At 60.5% G+C, this 13,166-nt stretch carries 9 protein-coding genes and 1 pseudogene; 5 read left to right on the forward strand and 5 right to left on the reverse strand.

What is annotated here, in order from left to right; genetic code table 11:
• Window positions 1–126 precede the first annotated feature (126 nt).
• Together VGG64_07235 and VGG64_07240 are read right to left on the reverse strand one after the other, a co-directional pair.
• Window positions 127–927, reverse strand: a pseudogene (locus VGG64_07235) (SGNH/GDSL hydrolase family protein).
• A gap of 54 nt (window positions 928–981) precedes the next feature.
• Entirely contained in the window at window positions 982–1,200 is a 219-nt protein-coding gene (locus VGG64_07240) for a hypothetical protein (GenBank protein ID HEY1599379.1), read from the reverse strand.
• A 340-nt stretch (window positions 1,201–1,540) separates the two neighbouring features.
• Here VGG64_07240 and VGG64_07245 point away from each other — a divergent pair, with 340 nt between their 5' ends.
• Window positions 1,541–2,656, forward strand: coding sequence for a 6-bladed beta-propeller (locus VGG64_07245; protein HEY1599380.1), 1,116 nt, complete (start codon window positions 1,541–1,543; stop codon window positions 2,654–2,656).
• Between the two features lie 66 nt (window positions 2,657–2,722).
• Here the strand turns inward: VGG64_07245 and VGG64_07250 are convergent, their stop codons facing one another.
• From VGG64_07250 to VGG64_07260, 3 genes are all read right to left on the reverse strand, one after another.
• Window positions 2,723–4,966: a M56 family metallopeptidase gene (locus tag VGG64_07250; protein HEY1599381.1), complete on the reverse strand. Its 2,244-nt coding sequence runs from the start codon at window positions 4,964–4,966 to the stop codon at window positions 2,723–2,725.
• Window positions 4,963–5,346, reverse strand: coding sequence for a BlaI/MecI/CopY family transcriptional regulator (locus tag VGG64_07255; GenBank protein ID HEY1599382.1), 384 nt, complete (start codon window positions 5,344–5,346; stop codon window positions 4,963–4,965). Before VGG64_07255 ends, VGG64_07250 begins: the two co-directional genes overlap by 4 nt.
• A 192-nt stretch (window positions 5,347–5,538) precedes the next feature.
• Window positions 5,539–6,936 (reverse strand): sulfatase, encoded by a 1,398-nt coding sequence (locus VGG64_07260; protein ID HEY1599383.1) that lies wholly within the window; start codon window positions 6,934–6,936, stop codon window positions 5,539–5,541.
• 316 nt (window positions 6,937–7,252) lie between these two features.
• Between VGG64_07260 and VGG64_07265 the strand changes: the two genes are divergently transcribed.
• The 4 genes from VGG64_07265 to VGG64_07280 all read left to right on the forward strand — a co-directional run bounded on the left by VGG64_07265 (window position 7,253) and on the right by VGG64_07280 (window position 13,089).
• Window positions 7,253–8,221 carry a DUF6807 family protein gene (locus VGG64_07265; protein HEY1599384.1) on the forward strand — a complete coding sequence of 323 codons (969 nt, stop codon included), beginning with the start codon at window positions 7,253–7,255 and terminating at the stop codon, window positions 8,219–8,221.
• 130 nt (window positions 8,222–8,351) lie between these two features.
• Window positions 8,352–8,798: a YaiI/YqxD family protein gene (locus VGG64_07270; GenBank protein HEY1599385.1), complete on the forward strand. Its 447-nt coding sequence runs from the start codon at window positions 8,352–8,354 to the stop codon at window positions 8,796–8,798.
• Between the two features lie 252 nt (window positions 8,799–9,050).
• Window positions 9,051–11,618 (forward strand): DUF1553 domain-containing protein, encoded by a 2,568-nt coding sequence (locus VGG64_07275; GenBank protein HEY1599386.1) that lies wholly within the window; start codon window positions 9,051–9,053, stop codon window positions 11,616–11,618.
• Window positions 11,619–11,622: 4 nt separating this feature from the next.
• Entirely contained in the window at window positions 11,623–13,089 is a 1,467-nt protein-coding gene (locus tag VGG64_07280; protein ID HEY1599387.1) for a DUF1501 domain-containing protein, read from the forward strand.
• Window positions 13,090–13,166 lie beyond the last annotated feature (77 nt).

Consider the following 13,166-nt stretch of genomic DNA (forward strand, 5'->3'; position numbering starts at 1 on the left):
AGGAAACCGTTGCTCTATCCCCTGAGCTACAGGCGCGGGAGTACCAAGTGTACCTGCGCGAGGGCGGCTTGGGCCAGGGCGATGATGTGGCGTCCGCGCCCGGTGACTGAGACCATTTTCGACCGGTTAACGGGGCGCAGCCGCGACGGCGCTTCGCCGGACAGCCCACGGTACAACTGCCATCGCCAGGATCGCCAGCACCAACGAGGACGGCTCGGGTGTGATGATGACATAGGGCGAGACATCGAAATAGGTGGTCGAGGCATTGCTGTGCGCGACGCCGGCCTTGGTCAGGATGTACTGATCGCTCAGATAGTTCACCGGGTCGTGATAGGCCAGGTGGTCGGCCATAAGAATTGCGTTGGCCAGTAATCCCTGCACCACAGTGCCGGGATGAAAGCCGTCACTGAGGAACTCGTCTTTGCCAACCTTGCCCCCGACGTCAGACATCGTGACGCCGCCGAATGTCAATGGCGACAAGCTGCGATTGGCCGCGCTGTACAGGTCGAGGACAGGAAAACCGAGTTGCGCCGCCAGGGCGATGATCCGCTGGTTTACGGCCTGCGTCACCTCGGTGACTGCAGCGCGCTGCGCCGCCGACGAATAGCTGGAGCGGAATGCGGGTGTGACGCCCACGTCGGGGATAGTCGAGAGAACCATCTTCTCGGCGGGGTTTTCACTCAGCGTCGCATTGACTGAGTTGGTGATGTTGGTCACCACCGTATTCATGAACGAGATCACGCCGGGATCAGTGAGCGGATTATAGGATTTGTTCGCGGCGGCGTTGTAGATCGTTCCATATTCCGAGCCGTCGAAATCGTTCGCCCCGATGATCTCGACCACGAGGCCTACACTGCCTGCGGAGACCGACGGCTGAAGTGCGGTGACCTGGTCGGCCAGGTTCGCGGAAGTGTCGCCGGCAATCGCGGCATCGTAATTGTTATAGTTTTCGCCGTCGACTGATTGCGTCGCACCGAAGTTCTAGCCATTGCCGCTCTGGTTCAGCAGATCGACCCAATTGAGTTGCGTGCCGTTGTAGAAAACGTTGTAGCCAATTTGCGGCGCCAACGGCAACCAGAAGGAATACTGCATGGACATGCTATCGCCATAGACGCCGATACCCTCGCCCTGCAGCAGTCCACCATGCGCCGAAGATGCGATCGCCAACATGGCGAGGAGACAGGTCTTGTTTACATTCACAAGCGGCCCTTTCGTATCGCGCGCGGCGGCGGCACGCCGATACTTGGTTCAATATTCCCACAGCCCATGGCCCCGTAGCCGCGTTAAGTATAGGCATAACCTGCGACCCGGGGCATAGCCCAGACTGCCCTACCGACCAGTAGATCTGCGCCGAAAGGTAGCGGGCAGAATGCTTCGAGAAGAACCGCCGCAGGACTGCTCGAACCCCCGAGCACGGCGAGACCTCGACGCGACAGTTCGGCGAGCCGATAATTATGCCTGCCGTTCGGTCGGCTGAGTGCCCAAATGGCATGAGCATCTGCCGAGCGCGGGACTTTGTTGATATTTCGCCGAGAGGCTAATGGCAACGGCTCGAATCGATAGCTACTGGTTGTGCAACATGTCTTGGTCAACCTCGACCATTGACCGATCCGAACGGGCGCGCACTGTTTGTTGCCCTTTGTTCGTGCTGGTCGTTGCGCATATCATCGCCGTGGCAAGCCTAGGTTGGCCCGTAGCAGTGCATGGCAGCGAGCCAGCGACGAAGGCGCCTCGCTTTGTGCTGGAGTGGGGCCAACTAGGTTCTGAGAACGGAGAGTTCGACTTCCCGATCGGTATCGCGATCAATCGCGCCGACGAGATTTTTGTCACGGACTTTACGAACGCCCGCGTCCAAAAATTTACTTCCGAAGGTAAGTTCCTCAGCGCGTTCGCCGCGTCCCCGTTTCCGGGCGGCATTGCGTTGGATCACAACGGCGACATTTTCATTGCCCACTTTGGTATTCCCCCGTCACGCTACGAAGGTGAAAGAAAAAGGGACAAGGTCGCCGTCTTCAGTGCCACGGGCGAGCTGCTGCGCGAGTGGGGTAAAACCGGGAACGGAGATGGCGAGTTCGATCTGCCGGGCGATATCGCCATCAGCCATGATGGCCGGGTTTATGTGGCCGACCAGTGCAATCGCCGCATTCAAGTTTTTGATACCCAGGGAAAGTTTCTGACGAAGTGGGGTCGAAAAGGGTTTCAGCCCGGAGAGTTCGGCGGCGCCCCGCATCCCAAGGCGTTTTTTGCCGGTCCCACATTCCTGGCCTGCGACAAGCAGGGGAATGTTTTCACGACCGAGGCGCCTTTATGCCGCGTACAAAAATTCACTGCGGAAGGAAAACTGCTGCTGGCCTGGGGTGATAACGGGACCGGCCCCGGCAAGTTCGGAGACAGATTCACGGGCCTCGGCCAAGGGAACATGCTGGGACCAACGGGGATTTGTCTTGACGCTCAAGGACGACTGTGGTGCAACGCGATCGGCGGCCGCATCCAGCAGTTTTCCGATGCGGGGGAATACCTGTCCGGCTTTGGCGAAGAAGGTACGAAACCGGGCCAGTTTTACGCTCCGCACGGCTTGGCGATCGACAGCCACGGCTGCCTGTATATCGTAGATGCCTTCAATCACCGCATTCAAAAGTTCGACGTCGCGCCGTGATCATCTGGCGGGTACGTATGCGGCAGTTTCTGCCGTCGACCGCCGAGCAGCAGGCCGTGGGTCGCATCAATTGCTCGACAATTCCCACACCTGCCGCAAGATGGCCATAAACTCCTGCGCGTCCCAGCCGACGTCGGCCGTGGCGTGGACGAAATGCTCTTCTGCATCCGCGGAGCTGGGCTGAACGTCAACGCTGGAAAAGAATTGCAACGTCCGCTTGTGATACTTTGCCACAGAGTCGCCCCCTTGCAAGAACAATGCCGGCCAATACGACAAGACCGTCATTGTTGCCAGATGGACTTCTTTCACGCTTTCTTGATCCGGGCAGGTGGCACGCAAACGAATGCCAGAGCGGTTGCTGTTGTCTGTCCAATCGCAACCCATCACGACATATTTCGTTTTGCTAATGAGCGGATCGACGAACGCCGGGAGATCTCTCTTATGCTCTGGTAAATCCAGCCAGCCAACTTCGCTGTTATCGAATGCCAAAGTAATCAGCCCACCGTCGACCGCCTGCCACGCGCTGGCCCAGGGGCAAGGCCGCGGCGTATCGTCGAAGAATCTGCGCAGGAACCTGGCTTCCGCTTCGGCGTTCGCGCCGTCTTCCTTGGTACCGATGCCATAGGCGATTGTATGATCGTCGATGAACCGCATGCGCAGGGGAGCCGGACCTAGTGCAGGGTAAACGGGAAGCTGCAGATACTGCTTCCCATCAAAGCTTTTCAGCACGGAACCGGATATCTCCTCGACGAGTTCCTGCAAATTGCCGGGCTTGGTCGTGCGAATCACGATTCCTCCCGTGCCCAACGTGAAGCTGGCATTGCCGCCCGACTTTTCGGGCGGTTTGGCAGATAGCAACAGGTCGCCGGCAATCCATTCGATGTCGCGCATGTCGACCTGATTTGCCAAATCTCCTATGAAAACGCGCAGGAACTCCGCATATCCTTTGTTTAGCGCGTCGATGTGCGGCCGAACCTCGGGATGACGCAGAAAATCGCCCACGCGGATCAGAAAGCCGCCTCTTGCGCCCGGCCGGATCATGGCCGGGTCAAAGGCTGTGCGACGAAACAGGTCCTGGTCCGGCGTGGTCGAGTCCGCGGGTTCGCTGGCGGCGATCTGCTCGGTTTGTGCTGGCGCCGGCTCGACGACTGCCGGCGACGTCGCCTTGGTATTGTCGTCCGAGGCGGCGGCGCCGCGGAGGAGGGCTGTCGCCAGCGCGACTGCCACGAGACAGCCAGAAGCGCCATACGATATGAATCTTGTGACTCGCCTGTCGGCCGAGACATCCTTGACGCGTAGCATTTCCAGCCTCCTTGCTAGAAAGTCCGACGAACGGGGCATGATCGAAACGCTCGACCAACCGCGCTGGTCCTGACATGATTCGTGATATCGCAGAGCGAGTCGCGCCAGACCCCGCGCGTATGATTGTGTGTCGCCTGCCAGGCCGCGGGCCAATCGATCCGCGGCAAACTCCTGATCAGCGGCCAGCCACCGCGCGGCGATTCTCACGAGCGGATGGTAGAAGTAAATCGCCGCGCTGACGAGCGCCACCAGCCGGTGGAGATAGTCTGCACGATGCACGTGCGCCACTTCATGAGCCAGGACAGCCGCTAGTTCCTCGCCGGACCATTGCGACCAGTCTTTCGGCAATAGTATGACCGGCCTGGACCAGCCGCTGGCGGCCGCGCTCGACAACTGATCGGTCTGGCGCACCTCGATCTCACGTCGGCAATCGCAGCGCCGCTTAAACAGTTCAACCTGAGTCGTGATCGATTCATCCGCGATCAGTGAGCTGGCGTGGCGAAGGCGCTGCACGGCGCGCGTCGCGAGCAGCAAGCGAATCAAACTGAGTACCGAACCGCCCAGAACAACGGCCAGCACCAGTCCTTGCCAGCCGCCCGAAGACGCGTCGGCCGCGGTAGTTGCCCGCCGCAGTCCACGGCTCAGGCGCCGTTGCCACACGGACGGCACGTACAAAGTACTTTCCGAGCCAGGCGAAACACTGACCGGCGCGGTAACCGCGGCAAAGGTGTCACCCTGCATGCCGTTTAGCAAGCCACCCGGTTCTTTCGCCGGTTTGAGAAATACCTGATCCTCCGCGAGCGGCGTGCTCGCCGCCGGCCAAACGCCCGGAACAGGAAGCAATGCCAACCCCGTTACAACGAGCATGCAGGCCATGCCCACCACGCCGATCGTAGCGCGGCCGGCGGCAAAGTGGCGCGGGATACAGACCCGGGCGAAGATTGTCGTGAGGGCCACGATCGACGTATGAATGATCCCCAGCAACACGGCGACACCGAGCATAGTCATGGGCCTTGCTCCTCGAGGATCTCGCGCAGCAAAGTCCGCTCCTTGGCCGTCAGTCGCCGCCGCTTGAGAACATTAAGCAGCAATTGTTCGCGAGAACCCTGGAACACGCGACGCAGCAAATCGCCGACCAGGCTCTGCGAGACTTCGTCGAACGATTTGGCGGCGCGGTACGAATACGGCCGTTCGCCGTTGGTTTGCAGCAGAAAGCCCTTCTCCCATACGATCCGAATCAGATTGGCGACCGTGACATAGGCCAGGTCGAGGCCCGCAGCCGCAAGCCGGTCGCGGGCCTCGGCGGCGGTCGCCTCGCCCTTCTGCCAGAAGACTTGCATCACTTGCAACTCGCGATCGGTCAGTTCCTTGGCCGGGGGGCGGGCCATCGGCGGCTCCTTATTTGGTTGTCCAAATTTCAATAACCAAATACCATTCTCGCGCCATTGCCGTCAAGGCGAGTTTAGAGAGAGCGTGCTGGAACGCGTGGTTTGCGCTAGCAGACGCGTACCGCGATAGTGAAGACCCCCCTCGCCACTTCGGTTACTGGCGACGTGGCGAGCAGCGCACAAGTGCGCGGTTTACTTGCGGGGAGCAGTGAGTAGCTGACGCTGCTCGGCCACAATGGTCGCGTGTTCGGGTGAATTGGCCAGATTGTGATACTCGTGCGGATCGGCGTCGTAATCGTACAGCTCTTGCGTGCCGTCGGGCCATTCGGTGTACCGCCAACGTCGTGAGCGCACCGACTTGCCCAGTCGGTCGGGGTCGAGCGCCCCGTGCGCATCATGGCGGTCCACGCGGCTGACCACAGTCTGCGCGACGCGCTGCCAAGGGCGATGCGGATTGAGCAACAACGGCTCCAGGCTCATCCCCTCCAACCCTGCGACGGACGGCAAACCGCACAGGTCGACGAGCGTGGGGTACAAGTCGAGCAGCTCGACAATTCCCCCCGTCTCACTACCACGCGATCTGCGCGGCGCCGCGATGATCAGCGGTACGTGGCAAGCGGACTCAAAGAGGGTCATCTTGTGCCACAGACCGCCATGCTCGCCCAGATGGTAGCCGTGGTCACTGGCAAGCACGACAACTGTATCCTCCCAAGCGCCGGCACGGTCGATTGCGTCCAAGACGACACCGATTTGGGCGTCAAGAAACGAAACCGCCGCATAATAGGCGGCAACCATTGCGGCGCGATTTTCGGCATCGAGTTTCTTCTCGCCGTAACAAATGTAGGGTAACGCCAATCGCGGTATCGCCTGCAGATGGGCGACCGGCTCGTCCAGCGGTGGAATCGAGTCCTGCGGGTACAACTCGAAATAACGCCGCGGCGCAATGTAGGGCACATGCGGGCGCCGAAAACCGACCGCCAAGAAGAATGGCCGCGGCTTGGCGTGCAACTTTTGAAGTTGCGCCGCGGCCTCTCGCGCTAAACGGCCATCCCAGGTCGCGTCATCCGCCGCGTTCAAAACGATAACACGCTCTCCGCGGCGTTCGGCAATTTGCTCCGTCGGCGGATTCTTGGCCTCGGTGGTCTCGGTCAACTCGAAATCCCATGAACGCGGGTCTTCGAAACCTACCCCGGTATGAAAGATCTTTCCCAGCTTGACCGTCATGTAGCCGCGCTTGCGAAAGTACTCGGGCAACATCACGGTGTCACCCAAAGTACTGCGCGTCGGCGTCACCAGGTCGACGACACGCGTCGTTTGGGGACGTCGCCCGCTTAGCATCGAAACCCGCGAAGGATTGCACACGGGATATTGGCAATAAGCGTGCTCAAATCGTACACCTTGCTTTGCCAGTCCATCGATCTGCGGGGTTTTAACCTGCGCATGACCGTAGCAACCAAGATCGCAATTCAAATCATCGGCCATGATGAAGACGACGTTCAGCTTCTTGGCGGCGGCGCGGGGGGTCATCACAGTGCAAACCAGCAGGGCGAATCCAATTGCTGCCGCAGCTCGACCCCATAATGTTTTCATCGTTTCACCTCGAGCGGGCCGTTGCGAACTTCGGAAACTACGACGCACCAATCACAGCCACAATGTACTCGCCTACCGACCGCGTAACAGCGTCGGGCTATGCGACAAGGCACGAGAACTGGCCGACAACGATGTTAGAGATTACTGTAGGCGCGTCCCACGGCCATCGACAAGTCCCGGCTTAAACGGCCACGCATGATAGAATGGGCCTGGCATTCGCGGTGTCACACATCCGAAAAACCTCCGACGTCGAATCATTCTGCACGCGCAGCGATCGGCAAAGATGCTAGGCCACTTTCATTAGGATTGTGATCATATGCAAACAGCGCATCTCTGGGTCGTAGCCCTATTGGCCGCTGGCGCCATGGCAACGGATACCGCGGCCGAGGGCCTCGTCGAGTTCTCGCAGCGCCCCGGACAGGTTGTGATCACCGTCGAAGGGCAGCCGCTGGCGACGTACGTTTATCAGGACAAAGTGATTACCCGGCCTTATTTCGCGCATGTGCATGCGCCCGGCGGCATTCAAGTCACGCGTAATCATCCGCCGGTGGAGGGCCAAGACCTCACCGATCACGCCACATTTCATCCGGGCATCTGGTTGGCATTTGACGACATCTCGGGCCAGGACTACTGGCGTCTGCAAGCTCGGGTCAGGCACGATCGATTCGTCGAAGAGCCCAAGAGATCACAGCGGCAAGGAAGTTTCGGCGTAGAAAACATCTATTGTCAGGCGGACAACCCCGAACGGGTCGTCTGTCGCGAGATTTGCCGGTACACGATACGCAAAACATCGGCGGGCTACCTGCTGGTGAGCGACTCAGTCTTTCGATCCGACGAACAGGGATTCTACTTCGGCGACCAGGAAGAGATGGGGATTGGAGTCCGTGTAGCAACGCCCATCGCCGTTAAATCCGGTGGGCACATCGTCGATGCCGCGGGACGAATTGATGAAAAGCAGATCTGGGGAAAATCGGCCGCGTGGTGCGATTATCGCGGCGATATGGCGGGCCAACGCGTCGGAGTGCTTATTATGCCCGATCCCGCGAATTTCCGGACTGCTCGTTTTCATGCGCGCGATTATGGACTACTGGTTGCCAATCCTTTCGGTCAAAAGGTCTTCGGCGATGCGAAAGAAAGTCGCGTCGCCGTCGCCGGCGGGGATACGTTCCGGCTGCGATTTGGGGTTCTACTACACGCGGCGCCAGCCGGCAGCGAGTTAGACTGCCAAGCGGTGTTCGATGACTTCTCGCGCGAACTTGTCACCCTCCCACGACCCGAGCCATGACGCCTATTCCCGAGATGTTCGACAAGGGATCAGCGACGGCAACTGTCGTTGAGAATATGTCGTCGATGGCGATGTCCTGCGGGCTGATAATCTGCCGACGAGTGACACGGATCTTGAGGACTTAATCAGGATGCAAATCTGGGTCGATGCCGATGCCTGTCCGGGCGCAATCAAGGAGCTGCTGTATCGTGCCTCGAAGCGAACTAATATTCGAGTGACGCTCGTGGCGAATCAGGTTCTGGCAACGCCTCCCTCTCCGCTCATTACCACGATACTGGTCTCTGGCGGCATGAATGTCGCCGATCGGCGAATCGTGGAACTGGCCGAGCCAGGCGATCTGGTGATCACCGCCGATATCCCACTGGCTGCGGATGTCGTGTCGAAAGGTGCCCAGGCGCTCAATCCACGCGGCGAGCTTTATACCGACGCCAATGTCGGCGAACGTCTTGCCATGCGCAACCTGGTGGACGACATGCGCGGCGGGGGACGAATCATGCGTGGGCCGTCGAACTTCACGCCCCGCGACCGGCAAACATTCGCCAATCAACTCGACCGCTGGCTCGCGACAGCCAAATAGCGCCCGCCGCGGCAGGTTTGAAATCTGCAAAAAGTACGAAGGCAACGGGGGGCGTGGGTCAGCAGGCACATTCCTTTTGCCGAAATAAGGGCCACAATTCTCGCCCCGGCCAGGCCGCTGTGATCAAGCGGCAGCGTAATCCTCCCACCTTTGTGCCTCGATGCTTGTTGTGCCCCGTGCTCGCAATGTATCCTGAAAGGGCTTTCTCCCGCCTCTTTCCCCCACCTTGCGGAGCCTGCACGCGTGTGCGTCTTGCCGCGTTCGATTTCATCCGTTCTGCACAGAGGATCGCTGTTAGGCGTCCTGGTGGTGATCGTGACGGCGACAATTGTCGGCGCCCATGCGCCTGACTATTTACGCGACGTGCGTCCTATCCTGGCCAGCAAATGCTTCGCATGTCATGGGGCTGACGACGCAGTCCGTCAGGCGGGTTTGAGACTCGATGACGGCGCCTCGTCCACGGCGGTGCTCGATAGCGGCCGGCGGGCCATCGTGGCCGGCAAGCCCGACGACAGCGAGTTGATCGCCCGTGTGTGCTCCGCCGATCCAGACATAGCGATGCCGCCCAAAGAGACCGGCAAACACGTTTCGCCGGCCGAGGCCGAAACGCTGCGCCAATGGATCGCCGCTGGAGCCAACTATGCCAGGCATTGGGCATACGTGAAGCCGGTGCGCTCCGCGCTGCCAGCGGTGCGCGACACAAGCTGGCCGCGCGGCGCGATCGACCACTTCGTACTCGCGCGGCTCGAGTCGGAGCAGCTGGTCCCGTCGGCGCCGGCCGGTCGCGAGACGCTTATCCGCCGCGTATCGCTCGACTTATTGGGCTTGCCCCCCACGGCCGACGAAGTGCAAACATTTATCGCCGATCTACGTCCCGACGCCTACGAGAAATTGGTCGACCGATTGCTGGCCAAGCCCGCCTATGGCGAGCGCTGGGCCGCCGTGTGGCTCGATCTGGCGCGCTATGCGGACTCGCAAGGGTATGCGCCCGATGGTCCGCGCACGATTTGGCGATGGCGCGATTGGGTGATTACGGCGCTAAATCACAACATGCCCTACGATCAGTTCACCATCGAGCAATTGGCGGGTGACATGCTGCCCAATGCCAGCACCGAGCAGATCGTGGCGACCGGTTTCCATCGCAATACGCAGCTCAATACCGAAGGGGGCGTAAACCTGGAGGAGTTTCGTCACGCTGCTGTGGTCGATCGCGTGAACACGACGTTCTCGGTATGGATGGGCTCGACGATGGCCTGCGCCCAGTGCCATCATCACAAATACGACCCCTTCAGCCAGCGCGATTACTATCAGGTGTTTTCGATATTCAACAACACCGACGATTTCAACACCGACAATCCGATCGTTGAGACACCGCGCGTAGATCGGGATGCTGAGTATGCACCAGCCAAATCCGATCTCGCCGCGGCCCAGGCTTCGTGGGACGAAGAAACCAAGCGTCGTGACGAAGCTCAAGCGGAGTGGGAAAAGAGTGCGGCGCCGGCTGCCGCCACGCCCGACGGCAAGTCGCAGGAGGCCGCGTCAAGCGGCACCCCGCCAGCTGACGCGGGGACCCCGGCTGCACCACCTCAAGAAATCGTCGCCATACTCGCTGTCGCGGCAGACAAACGCGACAAGGGGCAGCAGGACAAGCTGCTGGCATACCATCGTGGCCTTTCTAATGAATGGAAGGCTGCCGACGAGCGGCTCAAGTCCTGCAAGCAGAAACTCGAGGAAGTTAGCAGCACGGTGCCGATCATGCGCGATGGGACGCCGCGACCTTCCTTTATTTTTCTGCGCGGCGAATTCCTCAGCCCTGGCGAGGCGGTAAGCCCCGGTGTGCCTGCGGCGCTGCACCCGGCACCGACGGAAACCAAGCTCGATCGGCTGGGCCTGGCGCGGTGGCTGGTCGATGCCGAGAATCCGCTCTTCGGACGGGTAGCGGTGAATCGGCTGTGGCAAGAGTTGTTCGGCAGCGGCATTGTCGAAACGGCCGAAGAGTTTGGCACCCAGGGCGAGCCCCCTTCGCATCCCGAGTTGCTGGACTGGCTGGCGGTGGAATATCGCGCAAGCGGTTGGAACACCAAGCACATGCTGAAACTGATCGTTACCTCGGCCGTGTACCAACAGTCGGCCGCGGTCAATGCGGCGCTCGCCGACCGCGATCCACACAATCGGCTGTTAGCGCGGGGGCCGCGCGTGCGGTTGTCCGCCGAAATGTTGCGCGATCAGGCGTTGGCCATTTCTGGGCTGTTGAGCAGCAAGATGTATGGCCCGCCGGTCCATCCACCGCAACCATCGCTTGGCCTGGCGGCGGCCTTCGGTGGCAGCACCGATTGGAAGACCAGCGAAGGAGAGGACCGCCACCGCCGCGCGATTTACACTCGCTGGAGGCGCAACCTCCCTTACCCTTCGATGGTGGCGTTTGACGTGCCCGAGCGCAACGTGTGCGCCATGCGCCGCATGCGCACCAACACGCCGCTACAGGCACTGGTGACGCTGAACGACCCCGTGTTCGTCGAGTGTGCACAGGCGTTGGCAAGGCGCGTAATCTCCGAAGGAGGGGACAGCACGACAAGTCGCGCCGCGTGGCTGTTGAAGCAATCGGTGAACCGAACGCCTACGACCAGCGAAGTCGAACGTATCGCAAGCTTGTACACCGAAGTGCGTGCTGCATTGGCGCGCGATCCGGCGAAGGCAACCGCGCTAGCGACAAAACCGCTCGGTCCGCTGCCACCAGGGACCAACGACGTCGAGGCTGCGGCCTGGACCGTGGCTGCCAATGTCGCGTTAAACCTGGACGAAACTTTGACAAAGCCGTGATGCCATGACAAACACGCATGCTCTGAACCTGGCGATGCAGCGAACGCGCCGCCATTTCTTGCGCGACTCGGCCATGGCGTTGGGGGGCGTCGCCCTGGCGCTGATGGAGCAGGGAGAGGGCGCGGCTGCCACGAGCGGCGCCGCGGAAGCCGATCCCTTCTTGCCAAAGCCGGGACACTTTCCCGCGCGGGTAAAGAATGTCATTTTTCTCTCCATGTCGGGCGGGCCACCGCATCTTGATCTGTTCGACTACAAGCCGGAGCTGGTCGCGCGCGACGGCCAGGATTGCCCCGAGTCGCTTACCAAGGGGAAGCAATTTGCTTTCACAAGCGGAACTCCCAAGCTGTTGGGCACCCGACAAAAATTCTCGCAGCATGGTGAGAGCGGGGCCTGGATGTCGCAGGCCCTGCCAAATCTGGCACGCGTTGCCGACGACTTAACGATCATCAAGTCGGCCTGGACCGAACAGTTCAATCACGGGCCTGCCGAACTATTGCTGTATACCGGCTTTCCACGGGCTCAGGGACGCGCCTCGATGGGGTCCTGGGTCACTTATGGACTGGGATCCGAAAGCCGCGATCTGCCCGGCTACATTGTTTTTGTCTCGGGCAATTCGCTGCCGAGTGCCGGCAAGGTGGCGTGGGGAAGCGGTTTTTTGCCCAGCGTCTATCAAGGCGTGCAATGCCGCACCGGTGGAGATCCGGTTTTGTATTTGACGGATCCCGAGGGAATGGACCGCTCGTTGCGGCGGCTGAGCCTGGACGCACTTAATGAGCTCAATGCCATCGAAGCGCAGAAGCTCGGTCAGCCAGAGACTGCCACGCGAATCGCCCAATATGAAATGGCGTTTCGCATGCAGACAGTCGTGCCCGAAACGATGGACATCTCGCAGGAGCCGGCCCACGTGCTGGGCGCGTACGGTGCACAGCCGGGTGCTGCGACGTTCGCCAACAATTGCCTGTTGGCGCGCCGACTGGTCGAACGTGGCGTGCGCTTTGTCCAGTTGTTCGACTGGGGTTGGGATTTTCACGGCACGAACGCCGTGGAGGAGATCGAGACGGGCCTGGTGAAGCGCTGCAAGTCGATGGATCAGCCCGTCGCGGCGCTGATCCAGGACCTCAAGCAGCGCGGACTATTGGACGAGACCTTGGTCGTGTGGTCCGGAGAATTTGGACGCACGCCGTTTCGCGAGGGACGAACCAAAGACGGCAAATTCCTCGGTCGCGACCATCACCCGTTTTCCTATTCGATGTTCATGGCCGGCGGCGGCCTGAAACCGGGAATCAGCTACGGCGCGACCGATGAGTTGGGCTGGGCGGCCGTCGAAAAACCGGTGCACCCACACGATCTGCAGGCCACGATCCTGCACTTGCTGGGCCTGGATCACACGCGATTGACGTACAGGTTTCAGGGGCGAGACTTTCGCCTGACCGACGTGCGCGGAGAAGTGATCCGCGATATCCTGGCCTGAGAGAGCCGCCGCGGCTTACCAGGCGTCCTCATCTGGATTGCGTTCCGCTCCCCCAGTTTCGCGCTTCGTAACTCAAC

The sequence above is a fragment of the Pirellulales bacterium genome, assembly GCA_036490175.1.
Classification (GTDB): domain Bacteria; phylum Planctomycetota; class Planctomycetia; order Pirellulales; family JACPPG01; genus JACPPG01.

Bases quoted from the DNA above. Each gene is read 5' to 3' on its own strand.
- VGG64_07255 (HEY1599382.1), bottom strand. From the start codon at position 5,346: ATGGCCCGCCCCCCGGCCAAGGAACTGACCGATCGCGAGTTGCAAGTG.
- VGG64_07250 (HEY1599381.1), bottom strand. From the start codon at position 4,966: ATGACTATGCTCGGTGTCGCCGTGTTGCTGGGGATCATTCATACGTCG.
- VGG64_07280 (HEY1599387.1), top strand. From the start codon at position 11,623: ATGACAAACACGCATGCTCTGAACCTGGCGATGCAGCGAACGCGCCGC.
- VGG64_07260 (HEY1599383.1), bottom strand. From the start codon at position 6,936: ATGAAAACATTATGGGGTCGAGCTGCGGCAGCAATTGGATTCGCCCTG.
- VGG64_07270 (HEY1599385.1), top strand. From the start codon at position 8,352: ATGCAAATCTGGGTCGATGCCGATGCCTGTCCGGGCGCAATCAAGGAG.
- VGG64_07245 (HEY1599380.1), top strand. From the start codon at position 1,541: ATGGCAACGGCTCGAATCGATAGCTACTGGTTGTGCAACATGTCTTGG.
- VGG64_07265 (HEY1599384.1), top strand. From the start codon at position 7,253: ATGCAAACAGCGCATCTCTGGGTCGTAGCCCTATTGGCCGCTGGCGCC.